The sequence below is a fragment of the Photobacterium chitinilyticum genome, from assembly GCF_004104355.1.
GTDB lineage: Bacteria > Pseudomonadota > Gammaproteobacteria > Enterobacterales > Vibrionaceae > Photobacterium > Photobacterium chitinilyticum.
On the sequence record NZ_RJLM01000010.1, the window covers coordinates 78,830 to 99,945 of the forward strand.

Here is a 21,116-nt window from a genome sequence, read left to right on the forward strand (position 1 = left end):
AATGGGCCGATGTATTGGCTAAATAAAAGTTGAGAAGAGCAGATGATCAGACAACGTACCCTGAAAAGCATAGTGCAAACGACCGGAGTGGGACTTCACTCTGGACGTAAAGTCACGCTTATTCTGCGTCCTGCTGCCGCAAACACTGGCGTGATCTATCGTCGTACAGATTTGAATCCACCTGTGGATTTCCCTGCTAATGCAGATTCTGTGCGTGATACCATGCTGTGTACCGCCCTTGTCAATGAGGACGGTGTGCGTATCTCAACGGTTGAACATCTAAACGCAGCTTTGGCAGGAATGGGAATCGATAATGTAATTGTCGAGGTTGATGCTCCAGAAATTCCGATTATGGATGGTAGCGCAAGCCCGTTTATTTACCTGCTGCAGTCTGCCGGTATTGATACTCTGAACACACCCAAGCGTTTCTTACGTATCAAGAAAACTGTTCGCGTCGAAGATGGCGACAAATGGGCTGAACTACGTCCGTATAACGGATTCCGCCTAGATTTCGCTATCGATTTTAATCACCCGGCGATTGAATCAGAGCAACAGCGTTTAGTATTGGACTTCTCGAGCCAGTCATTTGTAAAAGACATCAGCCGCGCCCGTACGTTTGGTTTTATGCGCGATATCGAGTACCTACAGTCACAGAATCTGTGTCTGGGTGGTAGCTTTGATAACGCCATTGTTTTGGATGATTACCGCATCTTGAATGATGAAGGCCTACGTTTTGATAACGAGTTGGTGACGCACAAGGTACTGGATGCGATTGGCGACCTGTATATGTGTGGCCATAATATTATCGGTGAAATGTGTGCCTATAAATCTGGCCACGCCATGAACAACAAGGTACTGCGTGCAGTCTTGGCCGATCAGGAAGCCTTTGAGTGGTCAACCTTCGAGGAAGAGCACGAAGTGCCGGTTACTTTTGCCCAGCCAGGTATGGTATTAGCTTAAGCACCGATGCAGAATTAAAAAACGCCGGACTCTGTCCGGCGTTTTTGTTTTTATTGAAGGTGACCTCGAAGCCTTGTTGTGTCTCTTAATGCCTTAATCCCATCATACTTCATGTTTTCTCGCGGCTAACGCCGCTAATCGCTCTAGCTTCTTTTTCACTTTGTCGGGGGCATTTTTTGCTGTGGTCAGCAAATATTGAGCTGCCAGCGGAGATATTGGCTTTTGCACGATATCTGGCGTCTTATCCTCTTGCTTCCTCTCAACAGCCGCCAGTGCCGGGTTGACCTTTACCTCGATATTTGTCAGTTGAGGCAACAGTTTTTCCCTTAACTTTCGGATCAGGTTGTTACGTTCGTAGTTAAGCCGCATTGACCAGGCCGCGGATGCTGTTTCAATGATCAACGTTCCCTGGCGATAGTTGCTCACGCGACAGTAATCTGAACAGTCAAGGTGCTGTTTTACGGCTTTGTTGAGCTTGCTGAGTGCAATAGCACGCTGCTGGATATTACCTAGTTGACTGTCATCGAGCAGGCTCGCAGTTGTTTGGGGGCGATGATCACGCATGAAACATGTCCTAATTAGGGCTAAGTTCTAATTTTTCGAATATGGAAAGCAAGTCGCCTGCTTTTATCATAGGCGACCTCGTTAATATGTCATATTATACCAAGTCTATAGAATGCAGGTTAATATTAGCTGTTTTCTATAACAGTGGCAGATATGCCTGGCCGCGAGGGAGCGATTGTTGGTAAAACACAGCCCCTGAGCAAAACACTGGTATTGTTTTCATCTAGCCCTTGAAATTAACCAAAAGGGCCACAATATCATTTATAACCATTGTTTTTCGTGTCGGCTTCTGTTGTCACATTTGTGGCGGATTCAGACGGGACAGGGATGATAATACCAAACCGAATTATTATCTGACTTATCAGAGATCCTGAAAAGGCTCAGATAATTGTTCAGTTAGGTATACTCCCGGTTATGAAACCCAGATTAAGCGATTCAGCCAGTACTGAAGCTGAAATAACAAAGAGAAAACGGCAACGCCATGTTATCAAAACTACTGACCAAAGTTATCGGTAGCCGTAACGACCGCACTCTGCGTCGTTTGCGTAAAATTGTTGATCAAATCAACAAGCTAGAACCACAATTTGAAAGCCTGCAAGACGAAGAGCTGAAAGCCAAAACGGCTGAGTTCCGTGAGCGTTTGGAGCAAGGTGAAAACCTCGACCAGCTGCTGCCCGAAGCCTTTGCAACTGTGCGAGAAGCTTCGAGCCGTGTATTCGGTATGCGTCATTTCGATGTCCAGCTAATCGGTGGCATGGTGCTAAATGACTGCCAGATTGCCGAGATGCGTACTGGTGAGGGTAAAACCCTGACGGCAACATTACCCGCTTACCTGAATGCCCTGACAGGCAAAGGCGTTCACATCGTTACGGTGAACGACTACCTTGCAGCACGTGATGCGGAAACAAACCGCGCCCTGTTTGAATTCTTAGGTATGACTGTCGGCGTCAATGTACCGAACATGCCACCGCAAGCAAAGAAAGAAGCCTATTCGGCTGATATCCTTTACGGTACCAACAACGAGTTTGGTTTTGACTATCTGCGCGATAACATGGCGTTCCGTCCGGAAGACCGTGTGCAGCGTGAGCGCTTCTTCGCGGTAGTCGATGAGGTGGATTCCATCCTTATCGATGAAGCCCGTACGCCGTTGATTATTTCTGGTCCGGCAGAAGATAGCTCTGAGCTTTACACTAAGATTAATCTGTTGATCCCACAGCTTGCCAAACAAGATCAAGAAGATAGTGAAGAGTACCGTGGCGAAGGCCACTACACGGTTGACGAAAAATCAAAACAAGCCCACCTGACCGAAAATGGTCAGGAGTTTGTTGAAGATTTATTGAAACAGAACGACATGATGGCTGAGGATGATACGCTATATTCTCCAGCTAATATCAGCCTGTTGCATCATGTGAACGCAGCATTGCGTGCCCATGTGTTGTTTGAGCGTGATGTTGATTACATCGTCAAAAATGACGAAGTCATCATCGTTGATGAACATACTGGCCGTACTATGCCGGGACGTCGCTGGTCTGAAGGTCTTCACCAGGCGGTTGAAGCCAAAGAAGGCGTTAAGATCCAGAATGAAAACCAGACGCTGGCATCAATCACGTTCCAGAATTACTTCCGTCTGTACAGCAAACTATCAGGCATGACAGGTACAGCTGATACTGAAGCCTTTGAATTCCAGTCTATCTATGGTTTGGAAACTGTCGTGCTACCGACTAACAAGCCTATGATCCGCGATGATATGGGCGACTTGGTGTACATGACCGAGCTTGAGAAGTTTACCGCTATCAGTGAAGACATCAAAGAGCGTGTAGCAAAAGGCCAGCCTGTGCTGGTTGGTACTGTCTCGATTGAGAAATCAGAGCTCCTGTCCAATGCGCTGAAGAAACAAGGCATCAAGCACCAGGTTCTGAATGCGAAGTTCCATGAAAAAGAAGCCGATATTGTGGCCGAGGCAGGTCAGTCTGGTTCAGTGACTATTGCAACCAACATGGCTGGCCGTGGTACCGATATCGTGCTGGGTGGATCTTGGCAGAGTGATATAGCCAAGCTTGACAAGCCTACAGACGATCAAGTTGCGGCTATTAAAGCGAAGTGGAAAGACAGCCATGACGCGGTATTAGCGGCTGGCGGTTTGCATATTATCGGCACCGAGCGTCATGAATCCCGTCGTATTGATAACCAGCTACGCGGCCGTTCTGGTCGTCAGGGGGATCCGGGTTCTTCTCGCTTCTATCTGTCGATGGAAGATGGACTGATGCGTATTTTTGCTTCTGATCGTGTATCGAACATGATGAAGAAGCTGGGAATGGAAGAAGGCGAAGCGATTGAGCACCCATGGGTGACCAAGGCGATTGAAAATGCCCAGCGCAAAGTCGAAGGCCGTAACTTCGATATTCGTAAGCAGCTGCTTGAGTTTGATGACGTTGCCAACGATCAACGTAAGGTTGTCTATGAGTTGCGTGACGAGCTGATGAATGCCGAAGACATCAGCGAGATGATCGAACAGAACCGTGAAGATGTGATTCTGACTGTTATTGACGGTCATATTCCGCCACAGTCTTTGGAAGAAATGTGGGATGTTCCGGGGCTTGAAGAGCGTCTGAAAACAGACTTTGATATGGTGCTGCCTATTCAGGAATGGCTAGACAGCGAAGATAAGCTTTACGAAGAAGCACTGCGTGAGCGCATTGTCGAGAAAGCAGTTGAAATTTACCGTGAGAAAGAAGAAGTCGTGGGTGCTGCGGTACTGCGTAACTTCGAGAAGACGGTAATGCTACAGAACCTTGATACGCTGTGGAAAGAGCATTTGGCGGCGATGGATCACCTGCGTCAGGGTATTCATTTGCGAGGTTATGCCCAGAAGAACCCGAAACAGGAATACAAGCGAGAGTCGTTTGAATTGTTCGAGGGTATGCTGGAAAGCCTAAAGTCTGATGTGATTATGATCCTTAGCAAGGTTCGTGTTCAGCAGCAGGAAGAAGTTGAGCGCCTGGAAGAAGAGCGCCGTCGTCAGGCTGAAGAGCTGGCACGACGTCAACAGTTCCAGCATCAGAACGCAGAAAACCAGATTGCCGATGAAAGCTCGGAAGGTGAGGAAAGTACACCTTTCCAGCGTGAAGATCGTAAAGTTGGCCGAAACGAGCCTTGCCCATGTGGCTCCGGCAAAAAATACAAACAGTGTCACGGAAAGATCAACTAATTGATCCGCTGTTGAGCCGTTTGATACAGTAAAAAGGCCGCGTAAGCGGCCTTTTGTTTATTTGAGAAAAGATACGAGATGTTAGAGCAAAGTCGCGAGAGAATGCTCTCGTGACTTGAAACTGGCAATTCGATACGGATAGCAGGTCATTAGTTTTGGAAAAGAAACAAGTTTGGATTTCGGCAGGGATTATTCTCAATACGCAGCAAGATGAAGTTTTTATTACTCGGCGTGCAGCCAAAGCCCATCAAGGCGGATTTTGGGAATTTGCAGGCGGTAAGGTGGAAAGCGGAGAAACTGCCGAGCAGGCCGTGATCCGCGAACTCGATGAGGAGGTGGGTATTCATGCGACAGAGCTGGAGCATTTTATTGCACTAGAACACGACTACCCGGAAAAATCACTGAAGTTTGATTTTTTTCTAGTCAAAGAGTTTGACGGTGAAGCTTACGGAAAAGAAGGCCAGCCCGGAGAGTGGGTGAAGTTAACGAACTTGCGGGATTATGCGTTTCCCGAAGCCAATGAAGTGGTGCTGGAAAAGCTGATGGGGATGTAAAAGTGTCTAGGGCCCAGTCGCGAGGAACTAGGCTCTAGGCACTCGTACCTTTCTAGTATCCCATATCTTCCGACCAACCGTCAGAATCGGACATATCCGGTGCGCCCGGAATCGCCTTCTCTTCATCGGCCCATTCCCCCAAATCAATCAGCTGGCAACGTTTGCAGCAAAATGGACGAAACTGGTTCTTCTCGCTCCATTCCACCTTTGATTGACAGGTTGGGCATTTGACCATGGTGATCTTGGCTGAAAACGCCGTATTTGATTGTGTCACAGATACCTCAGCAGATTGCTAGTTTAAAGTCGATAGCCTCAGCAATGCCTGCGCCTTCTTCAAAAGGTAGGAAGCGGATAGCAAAGCGGCTGCGATGGCCCGATATCATAGGATATACCCCATAGCTTGGGCAAATTTCTAATCGCAATAAACTGGCATTTTCAGCATCATGCTGAAAAAAACCGCCACGAGCAATTTGCGGTTGGTATTGGCCTGAGTCACGGGTAAGACGGAGCCATAAGTAAAGGGCTTCGGTGAGTTCAGCAAGTTGCTTGAGCCAGTTAGTCATGTCGTTTTGCTTGTGGGCTAATGGCAGGTGCAGCCAGTGATGCAGTGTGGGGAGGTCAAAGCAGCAGCTTCCCCCGGGAATTGAAAAGCGTTGCTTGATCCCGCTTAGAAAACGATCTTCACGGATTTCCTGGCCTAACCGTTTCGCCGTGATCAGCTGGTGGTGAGCAAGATCCATGTTATCGAGAATGGCAAGCAGGGCTGACTGATCGACCCCCTCGATATTGAGCCAGTTTTTAAGCTTGGTTCGTTGTTTATCGAGATCTTTTGCCAGTTCTGACTTGAGTTGGATTTGATCGAGAATTTCCAGTAGATCAAATAATGCTCGGAAGAATATCTGATGCTGCCATTGATCGTTTAGCTGGCTGGCATGTGTCATTTGTCTGAGCAAATACTCAAGGCGCAAATAAATACGCACTTTTTCGTTTAGCGGATGTTCAAAACGGTTTGTTAGCATATTTGTTTATCCGAGGTTGCTCGTTACTGATATTGAAGGCTCATCGCTAAATATTGCTGATGCAGTACTGCGACGGCATCTTCGAGCTCGGTACTGTCACCATTATTGCTTATCACATCATCGGCAGCTGCCAGTCGCTCCGGTCGAGTGGCCTGGGCCGCAAGGATCTTCCTGACGTGGCTGGCATCAACCTGATCACGCTGCTGGGTTCGTGCTATCTGCACCTCTTCATTCACATCAATGACCAGTAGGCGATGGACCATGGTCTGCAAATTATTTTCAACCATCAACGGAATAACCAGCAGGCAGTAAGGCGAGGTAGCCAGATCAATTTCCGCCTTCATCTTTTCTCTGATCATAGGGTGAAGCAGAGCATTTAACCATTCTTTCAAGTGGTTATCGTCAAAAACGGCTTGTCGTAGCTTACTGCGGTCGAGGGTTCCGTCTGTCAGTAAAATGTCAGAACCCAGTTTTTCGACAATGGCTTTGAGGCCGGTTGTTCCGGGCTCTACCACTTCTCTGGCGACGATATCTGCATCAATGATATCAATGCTATAGCGGGCGAATTGCTCAGCAACGGTGGTCTTGCCGCTGCCAATACCGCCGGTGAGTCCGACAACCATTGTCATTATTACAGTCCTAAATATGAAGTTAGGTACCAGTTCAGGATTGGCTCACCCCATAAGATGGCGATCCAGCCCGCAAGGGCAAGGTAAGGGCCAAAGGAAAAAGGAGTCTGAGAATCAGAACTTTGTATACGCATCAAGATGATGCCACAAATTGCCCCAACCAAGGAAGACAATAGCACAACAAAAGGCAGCAGCTGCCAGCCAAGCCAGGCCCCCAAAGCGGCCAGCAATTTAAAATCACCATATCCCATCCCTTCTTTACCGGTTATCAGCTTAAAGCTCCAGTAAAGGCTCCACAGTGACAGGTAGCCTGCCATCGTGCCGATAATCGACTCGGTGAGTGAGACTGGTCCCCAGCCCAGTAATGCAACAAAAATACCAGCCCAGATCAGTGGCAAAGTAATTTGGTCCGGTAACAGCATTTTGTCTATATCGATAAATGTCAGGGCGATCAGAGCAAAACTAAAGAAGATCACCGCAATTGCCCATTCAGAAGCTGGCAATACGATAGCAACGGTTGTGGTGATAATTGCTGTAAACAGTTCTACTGCCGGATAGCGGACACTGATTTTGGCCTGACAAGAGCGACAGCGCCCCCTGAGTAGCAACCAGCTGATAACTGGAATGTTCTCCCACATACTTATCTGATGTTGGCAATGCGGGCAACGTGAGCGCGGTACACTCAGGTTAAAGGGCTGGCTGTTATCTACCGGGCCACATTCCGGAAAGCATTCGGCACAGTCGGCTTTCCACTGCCTTTCCATCATAACGGGTAGACGGTAGATCACGACATTGAGGAAGCTACCAACCAGCAGGCCGAAAATGGCTGCAAAAACAGGAAATAGCCAGGGGTAGTAAGTCAGCAGTTCCATGAAAGACATCTCATACTTATATATCAGGCTATTGTAGGGGAATCTAGGACTAGATCCTAGAACCTAGAATCAGCAACTGGTCTCTATCCCATCACACTCATCAATTTGAAGATTGGCATATACATCGCGACGAGTAATCCGCCAATCAGTCCACCAAGAAAAATGATAATAAGCGGTTCGAGGATTTTCCCTAGGTTATCGACGGTATTATCAACATCGTTTTCATATAAGGTCGCCATTTTATTGAGCATGTCGTCTAGCGAACCGGACTCTTCACCTATCATTGTCATTTGCAGCATTAGCTCCGGAAAGACATTGCTCTGGCGTAGTGCGATATGCAGCGGCATGCCTGCTGCCGTACTGTTGTGTGCCTCTTCTATCGCCTGTTCGATGTATTTGTTGCCCGCTGTTTTTCCTGCCGACTGCAGGCCGCTTAAAAGAGGAATACCGGCACTGAAGGTGGTAGCCAGAGTCCGGGAAAACCGGGCGACCGTGGCTTTGAGCAGTACATTGCCAATAATCGGTAGCCTGAGGTTGAAGCGATGGATAGCCATCTTGAACCGAGCGGATCTTTTGTATCGATAACTCGTGCATAGCAGGACTGAAAACAGTGCAATGGCCAGATAGGAGCCGTAACCGAGCATAAAGTTGGAGGCTTTGATCACCTGCTGGGTAAACCAGGGTAAATCTGCACCAAAACTGCTGAAGATACCGGCAAACTGAGGGATAACAAAAACCAGCATCATGATCGTGACACCAATGGATGTCAGGGTAACCATCGTGGGGTAGATCATTGCCTTGATCACTTTCTGTCGGGTTGCTTGGTTTTTTTCCCGATAAGTCGCAATACGGTCGAAAACTTCCGATAAATGACCTGTCTGCTCGCCGGTTAATACCAGATCACAGTAGAAGTTATCAAACAGGGGAGAGCTGGTTTTTAATGCCCGTGATAGTGAAGCACCGGCTTCGATCTGGGTGGTGACCTGAGCCAGAATGGCTCTGGCTTCCGCTTTATTGTGGCTATTGGCCATCATGGATAATGCTTGTACAACGGGGACGCCCGAGGCGATCATTGTTGCCAGCTGACGGGTTATCGCCGTCACATCGGCCGGCTTCATTTGGTTTTTCAGCTTGCTGAGGGTCGATGGTTTGTGGCGCTTTATCTTTTTTACCTGGATCATCTGCTCGCAGAGCATGTTACGAACATCACGCTCCTGAAAACCTAGGGTTACGCCCGAGGTTTTTTTTCCTATCTGATTGACGCCCCGCCAGTGGAAATAGTGAATTTTATTGGCTTGTGCCATGATATCTCCTTTCGCGTTCTTTACCTAGGTTTCAGGATAAGCGGCCCTATGAGCCCGAGGCCCCTAACTAAAATGCAGCACCCGCTGCAGTTCTTCCAAACTGGTCACGCCAGCAGAGAGCTTTTCTATACCGGACTGCTGTAGCTTCTGCATTCCTTGCTTGCAAGCCAGCTCTTCGAGTTCGAGCGTCGAGGCGCCTGCCATGAGCGCTTGTGCGATCTCGCGGCTAAACGGCATCACTTCATAAATGCCGACTCGCCCAAGATAGCCTTTGTTACAGTCATCGCAGCCCATTTTGTTGGCCTGATAGATCGTGGTTGTCAGCGGAATTTCAAGCCTTTCTCGTACAAGGCTATCTAGCGGTTGTTCCTCTTTACAGCCATGGCACAAACGGCGGGCGAGCCGCTGGGCAATGATCAGGCTCAGTGATGAAGCCAAATTGAAATCTTTCACTCCCATATTGGTCAGGCGGGTAATTGTTTCAGCGGCCGAGTTGGTATGCAGGGTTGAAAGCACCAAGTGACCAGTTTGTGCGGCCTTGACCGCAATGGATCCGGTTTCCAAATCTCGAATTTCACCCACCATAACCACATCGGGATCCTGACGGAGGAATGATCGCAGTGCCTCGGCAAAGCCCAGGCCAATTTGGGTGTTTATCTGAACCTGATTGATCCCTGGGAGGTTGATTTCGACCGGATCTTCGGCAGTAGAGATGTTTCTCTCGTCGGTATTGAGTATTTTAAGTCCGGTATAGAGTGATACCGTTTTACCGCTCCCGGTGGGGCCGGTCATCAGGATCATACCCTGCGGTTGCCGTAATGCTTCGAGATAGGCCTGTTTCTGCTGCTCGTTATAACCCAGAATATCGATGTCCAAATGAGCACTGGAACTGTCAAGGATCCGCAGTACCACTTTCTCGCCCCACAGTGTTGGTAGGGTAGATACCCGAAGATCGATAGCCAACGTTTGAGTCAGCCTGAGCTTGATCCGACCATCTTGCGGTTGGCGTCGTTCGGCAATATTGAGCTTTGACATTACCTTGAGCCGGGTTGATAGCCGCCGTGACAGATGAGCTGGTGGCATGGCATGCTGATGGAGGATACCGTCGCAGCGAAAGCGAACCCGGTAAGTCTCCTCATAGGGCTCGAAGTGGATATCTGATGCCTTTTTACGGACCGCATCCATCAGTACCTGGTTGATATAGCGGGTTACCGGGGCAGTGTCCTGGCTTAAATCCGTCGCTTCATCAAGCAGTTCGCCATCCCCTAAGTCAACCAAATCACCGAGGTCGGCATCAGTTACACTGCGTTGGTGCTGGGAAGAGCGATAGTTCTCTCCGATTTCGCTGCCGTAAACTCGTCGGATGGCACTTTCGAGCTGCTTGGTCTCAAGCAGCAAAGGTTCGATGTTCTTGCCGGTAGCAAAACGGAACTCGTCCAGCGCATTGATTTGGGTCGGATCACTGAGGCCGACAAACAGGGTATTGTCATTGATTTGTAGCGGCAACACCCGGTGCTGCAGTATCAGCTCACGTTGATTGAGCGTCTTGCAGCAGGCGTGATAGTCGTACTGGTGGACATCAATCAGCGCGACGGCAAAGATGTGCTCGAGGTGACGTGCAAGTTCGGTACCGCTGAACAAGCCAAGCTGTATCAAGGCAGAAGGCACACTGGTACCTTCTGCCCGGACAAGATCCACCACTTGCTGCTCCTGCGCCGGACCAATCAGGCTGGCCTGGTGCAGGACGGAAGCGAGGTTGGTTTGCATTATGCTGCTGGTATTTCTGATACTGGGCAGAAGTCATCAGTATCGACAGTAGTGTCTGTCGCTGCGCAAGTGACAGTCCAAATAATGCCGCTTCCGTTAAGAGTAGGGGTTAAAATTACGCTAGCCCCTGCAGGTAACGCCCCTTTTCCTTCTGTCGCATCAATAATTGCGGTAATTGCGGTGCCGTCAGTAATAGTGCCTGTATCTGTAACAGTTACGTTGGATGTTACAGTAAAAGCATCCCCAAATCCGTCACCTTTTGTAAACGTTTGAGTTCCGGGAACTCCACCATTACCTTGAGTGCAGTTAGTATTTCCGCTGAGTACGCATACACCGACTGCCGTTTTGAATGCAGTTGATGCATTTAACATTTCACTGGCATGTGTTCGGCTAGTGTAGTTTTGATAAGCAGGTACAGCAAATGCGCTCAAAATACCGATAATCGCTACCACAATCATCAATTCAATCAAGGTAAAACCTTTTTGTCCTTTCATTTATTTGTCCTTTCTTATTCTGCCAATAATTCTCGAAATAAAGTGATTCCAGCATACCTATTTATGCAAGTGGCTGAATAATATGGAGATGATTACTCGGCGCATTACTTATTTAAATTGAAAGTATTGCACCTGTTGCACAGTGGCTGGCGGTCTTTGACGCAAAATTTATTAAGTAAATTATCAGGTTAGGTGTGTTTGGTGGGTGAGGGTGATAAAAGGGAGTGTGTCGAGATGCGAGTTTTAAGAAAAGAAAAATAAAGCAATATGGTAGGAAAAATGAAAGGAGTGAAACTCTCGTTATTCACTCCTCGATACTGAGTTACTTAAACCGCATCGACAAGTCCATCGCCTTGAGATGCTTGGTCAGGGCCCCCACGGAAATATAGTCGACACCGGTCAACGCATATTCACGGATTGTCTCCAGGGTCACGTTACCGGAATTCTCCAGTGCCGCGCGGCCTGCATTGATTTTCACTGCTTCACGCATCATTTCGGTGGTGAAGTTATCAAGCATGATGATGTCGGCACCGGCGTCAATCGCCTGTTGCAGCTCGTCCAGGCTTTCGGTTTCTATTTCAACGGGCTTGCCCGGATTGAGCTGTTTGGCTGTCGTAATCGCTGGCTCAATACCGCCACAGGCAATGATGTGATTCTCTTTGATGAGGTAGGCATCGAATACGCCGATACGGTGGTTGTAGCCACCGCCGCAGGTGACGGCATATTTTAATGCGCTGCGCAGGCCCGGAATAGTTTTGCGGGTATCGAGCAGGCGGGTACGGGTGCCTTCCAGCTGCTTGGCATACTCGGCAACAATACTGGCACAGCCCGACAGGGTCTGGATGAAGTTCATCGCATTGCGTTCACCGGTCAGCAGAATACGGGACGGGCCGATCAGGGTGCATAAGGTTTGGTTTGGCTCAACGGTTTCGCCATCTTGGACATGCCATTCGATGTTTACTTTGCCGCCTAGCTGCTTGAATACTTCCTCGGCCCACATTTGGCCGCAGAAGATACCGTGTTCACGGGTAATGATCGTGGCGACGCCTTGGCTGTCGGCAGGGATCAGGCTGGCTGTGATATCAAGAGCCGGATCGATACTGCCGCCGAGATCTTCACGCAAGGTATCGGCGACGGCACGGGTAATTTCTTGTGGGAGTTGCTGCTTTAAGTAGTCTAAGCGCGATTCGCTGTCGTGCTTCTTTTCCATCTGAGTCATGACATATCCGTAGCAAGGTTGAGCTGCTGTTGAATAGGGAAAGCGGGTAGGAGTTTCCCGAGAATATTATGGTATTGATCATACATGGAGACTAATTAATATGCGAGAGGCTAGTTGAGCGTAACGAGTATCGAGGAATAGCAAAAGCTTGACAAGATGAAGTGATTTTTTAACTCTGACCACAGAATCATATAAGAAGCAAAGGCGCTGCGTGTCGAGAGCACTTCGTTTCGAGATGCTTGATTTACTCTCTCGGATCTTCCAACGTAATACTCGATACTCAACTTCTCTGGATTTATGAAAAAATGTTAACAATTAACAACACCCACTGGCTCGAAGGCGTTAAGCATGTCCCTTCCCCTTTTTATGATCAACGAATTGATAGTAAAGATATTTCCCTGCTGGTGATTCATAACATCAGCTTGCCCCCGGGCCAGTTTGGCGGGCCATATATAGAGCAACTTTTTACCGGTCAGCTGGACCCGGAGGAACATCCCTATTTTGGGGTAATTTCAGGTTTTCGGGTCTCTGCGCACTGTTTAATTAGACGAAATGGCGATATTATCCAGTTCGTACCGTTTGATTGTCGCGCCTGGCATGCTGGAGTATCGCAATTTGCAGGCCGTGACAAGTGCAATGATTACTCTATTGGGATAGAGCTGGAAGGAACGGATACCCTCCCTTATACCCAAGCCCAGTACAATATGTTGACTGAGCTGACCCGGGTTATTATTCATTGTTACCCTGACATCAATGCTTCGCGGATCACCGGTCATGAGTTTATTGCGCCGGGACGCAAAACCGATCCCGGTTTTTCTTTCGACTGGCGGGCGTTTAAAACAGCATTACTGGAAAAATGATCAACAAAGGATGAAAAGTCTCTTTGCCCCAAATTGGTCAGACCATTAATTTCTTTTCATTCCGTCCTTTTCTTTCTTGCTGTTAATTAATAGTAATTGCCGTGTGTTAATAAGTTTTCACAAGATGAAATTTTTGTTAAGTGTGCGCTGGTTCTATGATTTGCATCATGTTGTCGGTGGACATCTTCAATTATTTCTGTAAACTTTCCTTTCATAATTTAATTGGTAATACCAATTTACCCGTTAACGGGTTTCCCGAAACGCTATAAGTACAAGAAGCATAACGAAAAAAATGACTTATAAACGAATTCGCCAACCAAAGCTCTCCGATGCCATTGAGCAGGAAATAGAGCACCTGATCCTGGAAGGCACCCTGTCTCCGGGGCAGCAGCTGCCGCCTGAACGCGAGCTGGCCAAGCAATTCGACGTTTCACGCCCTTCTGTACGAGAGGCAATCCAGCGTCTTGAAGCCAAAAGCCTTCTGACCCGTCGTCAGGGCGGTGGCACTTTTGTAACAGAAAAGCTATGGCAGAGCTTTTCTGAGCCACTGTTGGATTTGCTTAGCGCCCATCCGGAAACCCAGCTAGATTTACTTGAGTCTCGTCACGCCCTTGAAGGCCTGGCTGCGTACTATGCAGCCCTGCGAGGCAACGAGGAAGATTTTACTCGTATCCGTGACTGCCACACACGGATACAAGATGCCCAGCAGCAAGGCGATATGAAGGCTGAAGCCAGCGCGGTAATGCAGTACTTGATAGCGGTGACCGAATCCGCTCACAACGTGGTACTGCTTCATATCATCCGCAGCCTTGCCCCTTTGCTAGAGCAAAACGTATTACAAAACTTTGAGCTCCTGAACCGCCGCCCAGAGGTAGTGGGAAAGGTGCGAAAGCATCGAGCCAATATTGTGCAAGCGATCGTTTCTGGTGAGCCAGAAAAAGCCCGTGAAGCATCGCATGCACATTTGGCTTATATCGAGGAAACCCTGTTGGATTTATCGCGTGAAGATAGCAGACGTGAACGCTCTCTTCGTCGGATTCAACAACGCAAGGACGGGCTGGATTAGTACCCCTCATATAAGCCGAGGTAGGTAGTAAACAGTCGCGACAATATACCAGTCGTCATAATTATTTGCTCATTCAGCGGATATAAAACAGACGATATGCAAGACATGTCTTTGAAGATAATAGCGAGTCTATATCAATAAGACATAACGCAGCAGAGGGGCTGTTTTACTCCGCCCGAAGGGAGCTACTTAGCAACACAATTGCTGCGTTAAAAGATTCCATGCGTAGAACCACTATGCAAACAATCTTTCGCCTTGCCCTTGTTTCGCTAAGTCGCTCTGAACTGTTCAGATAATTATGACGATTGGTATTAAGTTTTGTAGATTATCAACGAAAGGATAGATCGCATGTCTGAAGTCATGAAAAATGACGTTGACGTACTTGAAACTCAAGAGTGGCTAGAAGCTCTTGAATCAGTCGTTCGTGAAGAAGGTGTAGAGCGTGCACAGTACCTGCTTGAGCAAGTATTAGATAAAGCGCGTTTAGACGGTGTAGATATGCCAACTGGCATGACTACTAACTACATCAATACGATTCCAGCAGCACAAGAGCCTGCGTATCCTGGTGATACTACTCTTGAGCGCCGTATTCGTTCCATCATCCGCTGGAACGCAATCATGATCGTACTACGTGCTTCTAAGAAAGATTTAGACCTGGGTGGCCACATGGCTTCATACCAGTCTGCTTCTGCCTTCTACGAGGTATGTTTCAACCATTTCTTCCGTGCTCCAAACGAAGTTGATGGCGGCGATTTAGTTTACTACCAGGGCCACATCTCTCCTGGTATCTATTCTCGTGCATTTGTTGAAGGCCGTCTGACTGAAGATCAGCTAGATAACTTCCGTCAGGAAGTTGATGGCAAAGGTATCCCTTCATACCCGCACCCTAAACTAATGCCTGAGTTCTGGCAGTTCCCGACTGTTTCTATGGGTCTTGGTCCTATCTCTGCTATCTATCAAGCACGCTTCCTGAAGTACCTTGAAGGTCGTGGCCTTAAAGACACTTCTGCCCAGCGCGTATACGCGTTCCTGGGTGATGGTGAGATGGATGAGCCAGAATCACGTGGTGCGATCTCTTTCGCTGCACGTGAAAAACTGGACAACCTATGTTTCCTAATCAACTGTAACCTACAGCGCCTAGATGGCCCTGTTATGGGTAACGGCAAGATCATCCAAGAGCTAGAAGGTCTGTTCAAAGGCGCTGGCTGGAATGTGGTTAAAGTGGTTTGGGGCAACAACTGGGATGCGCTACTAGCGAAAGACACTACCGGTAAGCTTCTTCAGTTAATGAACGAAACTATTGATGGTGACTACCAGACATTCAAATCTAAAGATGGTGCATACGTACGTGAGCACTTCTTTGGTAAATACCCAGAAACAGCTGCACTTGTTGCTGATATGACTGATGACGAAATCTTCGCGCTTAAGCGTGGCGGCCACGAGTCTTCTAAGCTGTTTGCTGCATTTAACAACGCAAAAGAAACTGGCGGTCGCCCGACAGTCATCCTGGCTAAGACTGTTAAAGGTTACGGCATGGGTGAAGCGGCTGAAGGTAAGAACATCGCCCACGGTGTGAAGAAGATGGACATGACCCATGTTCAGCACCTGCGTGATCGTCTAGGCCTGGAAGATCTGGTTTCTGACGAAGACATGAAGAATCTTCCGTACCTAAAGCTGGAAGAAGGCTCTGCAGAGTATAACTACCTGCACGCTCGTCGTAATGCACTTCACGGTTACACGCCTAAGCGTCTGCCTAAGTTCACACAAGAATTTAAGGTTCCTGAGCTAGAAGATTTTGCTCCGCTACTGGGTGAGCAGAAGCGTGATATCTCTACCACTATGGCTTATGTACGTACGCTGAATATCTTACTGAAAGATAAAAACATCGGTAAGAACATCGTACCTATCATCTGTGATGAAGCACGTACCTTTGGTATGGAAGGTCTATTCCGTCAGGTTGGTATCTACAACCCACACGGTCAAGAGTACACGCCAGAAGACCGCGGTGTGGTTTCTTACTACAAAGAAGCGACGTCTGGTCAGGTTCTGCAAGAAGGTATCAACGAGCTTGGCTCAATGGCATCTTGGGTTGCTGCGGCAACGTCGTACAGCACCAATGATCTACCAATGATCCCATTCTATATCTACTACTCAATGTTCGGTTTCCAACGTGTTGGCGACATGGCATGGCTAGCAGGTGACCAACAAGCACGTGGCTTCCTATTGGGTGCTACTGCTGGTCGTACAACGCTAAATGGTGAAGGTCTTCAGCACGAAGATGGCCACTCACACATCATGGCGAACACAGTGCCTAACTGTATCTCTTACGACCCGACGTTTGCTTACGAGCTTGCGGTTATCATGCAAGACGGTATCCGTCGCATGTACGGTGAGAACCAAGAGAACGTTTATTACTACCTAACGGTAATGAACGAAAACTATGCAATGCCAGCAATGCCAGAAGGCGCTGAAGAAGGCATCCGTAAGGGTATCTACAAGCTAGAATCTTACGCAGGTGAGAAGAAGGTTCAGCTGATGAGCTCCGGTACTATCATGAATGAAGTACGTAAAGCAGCTCAAATCCTAAGCGATGACTACGGTGTTGCATCTGACGTTTACTCTGTTACCTCTTTCAACGAGCTAACACGTGACGGTCAGGATGCTGAGCGTTACAACATGCTGCACCCAGAAGCTGAGCAGAAAGTACCTTACATCACAACAGCGATGGGTACTGAGCCAGCAATCGCTGCGACGGATTACATGAAGAACTACGCAGAGCAAGTACGTGCATTCATGCCGTCTGAGTCTTTCAAAGTTCTTGGTACTGATGGTTTCGGTCGTTCTGACAGCCGTGAGAACCTACGTCGTCACTTCGAAGTTAATGCAGGTTACGTAGTTGTAGCGGCACTGACTGAATTGGCTAACCGTGGTGATGTTGAGAAATCTGTCGTTGCAGAAGCAATTGCTAAATTCAACATCGACGCTGACAAGATCAACCCGCTATACGCGTAAGAGGCAATAAAACATGGCAATCGAAATTAATGTACCTGACATTGGTGCGGATGAGGTTGAAGTAACTGAGATTCTTGTAAGCGTTGGCGACAAGGTTGAAGAAGAGCAATCTTTGATCACTGTAGAAGGCGACAAGGCTTCTATGGAAGTACCAGCTTCTCAGGCGGGTATCGTTAAAGAGATCAAGATCGCTGTAGGCGATACGGTTTCTACCGGCTCTCTAATTATGATCTTTGAAGCGGAAGGTGCAGCAGCTGCGCCAGCTCCTGCAGTTGAAGCGACGGCACCTGTTGCAGCAGCGCCTGCGGCCGCTGAGCTTAAAGAAGTTCACGTACCGGATATCGGTGGCGATGAAGTTGAAGTGACTGAAATTATGGTTGCTATCGGTGACAGCATCGAAGAAGAGCAATCTCTTCTTACTGTTGAAGGCGACAAAGCATCAATGGAAGTACCTGCACCATTTGCAGGCGTTCTAAAAGAAATCAAAATTGCCGCTGGCGACAAAGTATCTACTGGTTCTCTAGTGATGATCTTTGAAGTGGCAGGTACTGCATCAGCAGCACCTGTTGCTCAAGCGGCAGCTCCAGTAGCAGCGGCACCAGCAGCGCCGGCCGCAGCTAAAGAAGTTAATGTACCAGACATCGGTGGCGACGAAGTAGAAGTGACTGAAATCATGGTTGCTGTTGGCGATACAGTAGAAGAAGAGCAATCTCTTATTACTGTTGAAGGTGACAAGGCTTCAATGGAAGTGCCTGCACCGTTCGCGGGTACGGTTAAAGAAATCAAGATCGCAGCTGGCGACAAAGTGTCTACTGGCTCACTGATTATGGTCTTTGAAGTGGCTGGCGCAGCTCCGGCTCCGGCTCCAGCGGCGGCAGCACCTGCTCCGGCAGCGGCTAAAGCAGCTCCAGCAGCTCCAGCGGCTCCAGCGGCAGCAGTATCAGCACCAGCAGCTGGCGACTTCCAGGAAAACAACGAGTACGCACACGCGTCACCAGTTGTTCGTCGTCTTGCTCGTGAGTTCGGCGTTAACCTATCGAAGGTTAAAGGCACTGGTCGTAAGCAGCGCATCCTGAAAGAAGATGTTCAGAACTTCGTTAAAGAAGCGCTTAAGCGCCTTGAGTCTGGTGCTGCAGCATCTGGCAAAGGCGACGGCTCTGCTCTTGGTCTACTACCATGGCCGAAAGTTGATTTCAGCAAGTTCGGTGAGACTGAAACTAAGCCTCTATCTCGTATCAAGAAGATCTCTGGCGCTAACCTGCACCGTAACTGGGTAATGATCCCTCACGTTACACAGTGGGACAACGCCGACATCACTGCTCTGGAAGCATTCCGTAAAGAGCAGAATGCGATTGAAGCGAAGAAAGATACTGGCATGAAGATCACTCCACTTGTGTTCATCATGAAAGCGGTAGCTAAAGCACTTGAAGCATTCCCAGCATTCAACTCTTCTCTATCTGAAGACGGTGAAAACCTAATTCTGAAGAAGTACGTGAACGTAGGTATTGCTGTTGATACGCCGAACGGCCTGGTTGTTCCTGTCTTCAAAGACGTGAACAAGAAAGGCATCTACGAGCTATCTGAAGAGCTAATGGCTGTATCTAAGAAAGCACGTGCTGGTAAGCTAACGGCTGCAGACATGCAGGGTGGTTGTTTCACTATCTCTAGCCTTGGTGGCCTGGGTGGTACTGCATTCACGCCAATCGTGAATGCGCCAGAAGTAGGCATCCTAGGTGTATCTAAGTCTGAAATGAAACCAGTATGGAACGGCAAGGATTTCGAACCTCGCCTGATGCTTCCTCTATCACTGTCTTACGATCACCGCGTGATCGACGGTGCTGAAGGTGCTCGCTTCATTACTTACCTAAACGGTTGTCTATCTGATATCCGCCGTTTGGTGCTTTAAGGTTTTACATCCGCAACGCCATGCCTGCAATAGTAGGCATGGAATTGTTGTGTAGCTCACAGGCTATAGCAATATACTTTTCACTTTGTTAACAGGTCTGTAAACTTGTTGGCAATGTGAAAGAAGAATGTACAAAAGCAAATAAGTACAACTTACCTGATAGCCTGTTAGGGATAAAAGACTACAACGAGGTCATGATGAGTAAAGAAATTAAAGCCCAGGTAGTGGTGTTGGGTTCAGGCCCTGCTGGTTACTCTGCGGCATTCCGTTGCGCAGACTTAGGTCTAGATACGGTTCTAATCGAAAAATACAACACACTTGGTGGTGTATGTCTGAACGTGGGTTGTATCCCATCGAAAGCACTTCTTCACGTAGCAAAAGTTATCGAAGAAGCGAAGGCAATGGCAGAGCACGGTGTTGTGTTCGGTGAGCCGCAAACAGACATCAACAAGATCCGTCTTTGGAAAGACAAAGTAATTACTCAGCTAACTGGCGGTCTTGGCGGTATGGCTAAGATGCGTAAAGTTAACGTGGTTAACGGTTACGGTAAATTTACTGGTCCTAACACTATCGTAGTTGAAGGTGAAGACGGCCAGACAACAGTTAACTTCGACAACGCGATCGTAGCGGCTGGTTCTCGTCCTATCGAGCTACCATTCATTCCGCATGAAGACCCACGTATCTGGGACTCAACTGACGCGCTGGAGCTGAAAGAAGTTCCTGAGAAGCTACTTGTTATGGGTGGCGGTATCATCGGCCTGGAAATGGGTACGGTATATCATTCTCTGGGTTCACAGATCGACGTTGTTGAAATGTTCGACCAGGTGATCCCTGCCGCTGACAAAGACATCGTTCGAGTATTTACCAAACGCATCAAGAAGAAGTTCAACTTGATGCTAGAAACCAAAGTAACGGCTGTTGAAGCGAAAGAAGACGGTATCTACGTTTCAATGGAAGGCAAAAAAGCACCTGCTGAGCCTGTACGTTACGATGCGGTTCTTGTTGCTATCGGCCGTGTACCAAACGGTAAGCTGCTAGAAGCCGAGAAGGCAGGCATCGAAGTTGACGAGCGTGGCTTCATCAACGTGGATAAGCAGATGCGTACTAACGTACCTCACATCCATGCTATCGGTGATATCGTTGGTCAGCCAATGCTTGCTCACAAAGGTGTGCATGAAGGCCACGTTGCTGCTGAAGTTATCTCAGGTAAGAAGCACTACTTCGATCCTAAGGTTATTCCTTCAATTGCCTACACCGAGCCAGAAGTGGCATGGGTTGGCAAGACAGAGAAAGAAGCGAAAGCAGAAGGTATCAACTACGAAGTTGCGACTTTCCCTTGGGCTGCTTCTGGTCGTGCAATCGCATCTGACTGTGCTGACGGTATGACGAAGATGATCTTCGACAAAGACACGCACCGTGTTATCGGTGGTGCTATCGTTGGTACTAACGGTGGTGAGCTTCTGGGTGAAATCGGTCTGGCGATCGAGATGGGTTGTGATGCAGAAGACATCGCGCTAACAATCCACGCGCACCCAACACTGCATGAGTCTGTAGGTCTTGCTGCAGAAGTGTTTGAAGGCTCAATCACTGACCTGCCAAACGCAAAAGCAGTTAAGCGCAAGAAGTAATTCTTGCCGTTTAAGCTGATATAAAAAAAGCGCCTTTTGGCGCTTTTTTGTATT

17 protein-coding genes are annotated in these 21,116 nt (G+C 48.2%); 8 read left to right on the forward strand and 9 right to left on the reverse strand.

Annotated features, from left to right (window positions below):
• Positions 1 to 42 precede the first annotated feature (42 nt).
• Positions 43 to 960, forward strand: coding sequence for a UDP-3-O-acyl-N-acetylglucosamine deacetylase (gene lpxC, locus EDI28_RS19490; protein WP_128785557.1), 918 nt, complete (start codon positions 43 to 45; stop codon positions 958 to 960).
• A 102-nt stretch (positions 961 to 1,062) separates the two neighbouring features.
• On the opposite strand, the gene EDI28_RS19495 is transcribed toward lpxC, so the two are convergent.
• The gene (locus EDI28_RS19495) at positions 1,063 to 1,524 is read right to left on the reverse strand and encodes a DUF721 domain-containing protein (RefSeq protein ID WP_128785558.1); all 462 of its coding nucleotides are present in this window, start codon (positions 1,522 to 1,524) and stop codon (positions 1,063 to 1,065) included.
• Positions 1,525 to 2,005: 481 nt separating this feature from the next.
• Between EDI28_RS19495 and secA the strand changes: the two genes are divergently transcribed.
• Both secA and mutT read left to right on the forward strand, forming a co-directional pair.
• Positions 2,006 to 4,732, forward strand: coding sequence for a preprotein translocase subunit SecA (gene secA, locus EDI28_RS19500; RefSeq protein WP_128785559.1), 2,727 nt, complete (start codon positions 2,006 to 2,008; stop codon positions 4,730 to 4,732).
• 155 nt (positions 4,733 to 4,887) lie between these two features.
• Entirely contained in the window at positions 4,888 to 5,286 is a 399-nt protein-coding gene (gene mutT / locus EDI28_RS19505) for an 8-oxo-dGTP diphosphatase MutT (protein ID WP_128785560.1), read from the forward strand.
• A gap of 52 nt (positions 5,287 to 5,338) precedes the next feature.
• Here mutT and yacG read toward each other — a convergent pair whose 3' ends face one another.
• The 8 genes from yacG to nadC form a co-directional block, all read right to left on the reverse strand.
• Complete coding sequence (gene yacG, locus EDI28_RS19510; RefSeq protein WP_128785604.1) at positions 5,339 to 5,521, reverse strand: DNA gyrase inhibitor YacG; 183 nt, start codon at positions 5,519 to 5,521, stop codon at positions 5,339 to 5,341.
• 46 nt (positions 5,522 to 5,567) lie between these two features.
• Complete coding sequence (gene zapD, locus EDI28_RS19515) at positions 5,568 to 6,305, reverse strand: cell division protein ZapD (protein ID WP_128785561.1); 738 nt, start codon at positions 6,303 to 6,305, stop codon at positions 5,568 to 5,570.
• A 23-nt stretch (positions 6,306 to 6,328) separates the two neighbouring features.
• Entirely contained in the window at positions 6,329 to 6,934 is a 606-nt protein-coding gene (gene coaE / locus EDI28_RS19520) for a dephospho-CoA kinase (RefSeq protein WP_128785562.1), read from the reverse strand.
• 2 nt (positions 6,935 to 6,936) lie between these two features.
• The gene (locus tag EDI28_RS19525; protein ID WP_128785563.1) at positions 6,937 to 7,806 is read right to left on the reverse strand and encodes a prepilin peptidase; all 870 of its coding nucleotides are present in this window, start codon (positions 7,804 to 7,806) and stop codon (positions 6,937 to 6,939) included.
• Positions 7,807 to 7,889: 83 nt separating this feature from the next.
• Positions 7,890 to 9,110 (reverse strand): type II secretion system F family protein, encoded by a 1,221-nt coding sequence (locus EDI28_RS19530; RefSeq protein WP_128785564.1) that lies wholly within the window; start codon positions 9,108 to 9,110, stop codon positions 7,890 to 7,892.
• A gap of 63 nt (positions 9,111 to 9,173) precedes the next feature.
• Positions 9,174 to 10,877: a type IV-A pilus assembly ATPase PilB gene (pilB, locus tag EDI28_RS19535; protein ID WP_128785565.1), complete on the reverse strand. Its 1,704-nt coding sequence runs from the start codon at positions 10,875 to 10,877 to the stop codon at positions 9,174 to 9,176.
• Positions 10,877 to 11,371, reverse strand: a complete 495-nt coding sequence (locus EDI28_RS19540) for a pilin (protein ID WP_128785566.1) — start codon at positions 11,369 to 11,371, stop codon at positions 10,877 to 10,879. The genes pilB and EDI28_RS19540 overlap by 1 nt, the downstream gene beginning before the upstream one ends.
• Positions 11,372 to 11,693: 322 nt before the next feature.
• Complete coding sequence (gene nadC / locus EDI28_RS19545) at positions 11,694 to 12,581, reverse strand: carboxylating nicotinate-nucleotide diphosphorylase (protein WP_128785605.1); 888 nt, start codon at positions 12,579 to 12,581, stop codon at positions 11,694 to 11,696.
• Between the two features lie 314 nt (positions 12,582 to 12,895).
• Here nadC and ampD point away from each other — a divergent pair, with 314 nt between their 5' ends.
• From ampD to lpdA, 5 genes are all read left to right on the forward strand, one after another.
• Positions 12,896 to 13,450 (forward strand): 1,6-anhydro-N-acetylmuramyl-L-alanine amidase AmpD, encoded by a 555-nt coding sequence (gene ampD / locus EDI28_RS19550; protein ID WP_128785567.1) that lies wholly within the window; start codon positions 12,896 to 12,898, stop codon positions 13,448 to 13,450.
• 292 nt (positions 13,451 to 13,742) lie between these two features.
• The gene (gene pdhR, locus EDI28_RS19555) at positions 13,743 to 14,516 is read left to right on the forward strand and encodes a pyruvate dehydrogenase complex transcriptional repressor PdhR (protein ID WP_128785568.1); all 774 of its coding nucleotides are present in this window, start codon (positions 13,743 to 13,745) and stop codon (positions 14,514 to 14,516) included.
• 348 nt (positions 14,517 to 14,864) lie between these two features.
• Positions 14,865 to 17,528, forward strand: a complete 2,664-nt coding sequence (gene aceE, locus EDI28_RS19560; protein ID WP_128785569.1) for a pyruvate dehydrogenase (acetyl-transferring), homodimeric type — start codon at positions 14,865 to 14,867, stop codon at positions 17,526 to 17,528.
• 13 nt (positions 17,529 to 17,541) lie between these two features.
• A complete protein-coding gene (gene aceF / locus EDI28_RS19565; RefSeq protein ID WP_128785570.1) occupies positions 17,542 to 19,434 on the forward strand; it encodes a pyruvate dehydrogenase complex dihydrolipoyllysine-residue acetyltransferase in 1,893 nt (630 codons plus the stop codon).
• Between the two features lie 197 nt (positions 19,435 to 19,631).
• Positions 19,632 to 21,062 (forward strand): dihydrolipoyl dehydrogenase, encoded by a 1,431-nt coding sequence (gene lpdA, locus EDI28_RS19570; protein ID WP_128785606.1) that lies wholly within the window; start codon positions 19,632 to 19,634, stop codon positions 21,060 to 21,062.
• Positions 21,063 to 21,116: the final 54 nt, after the last annotated feature.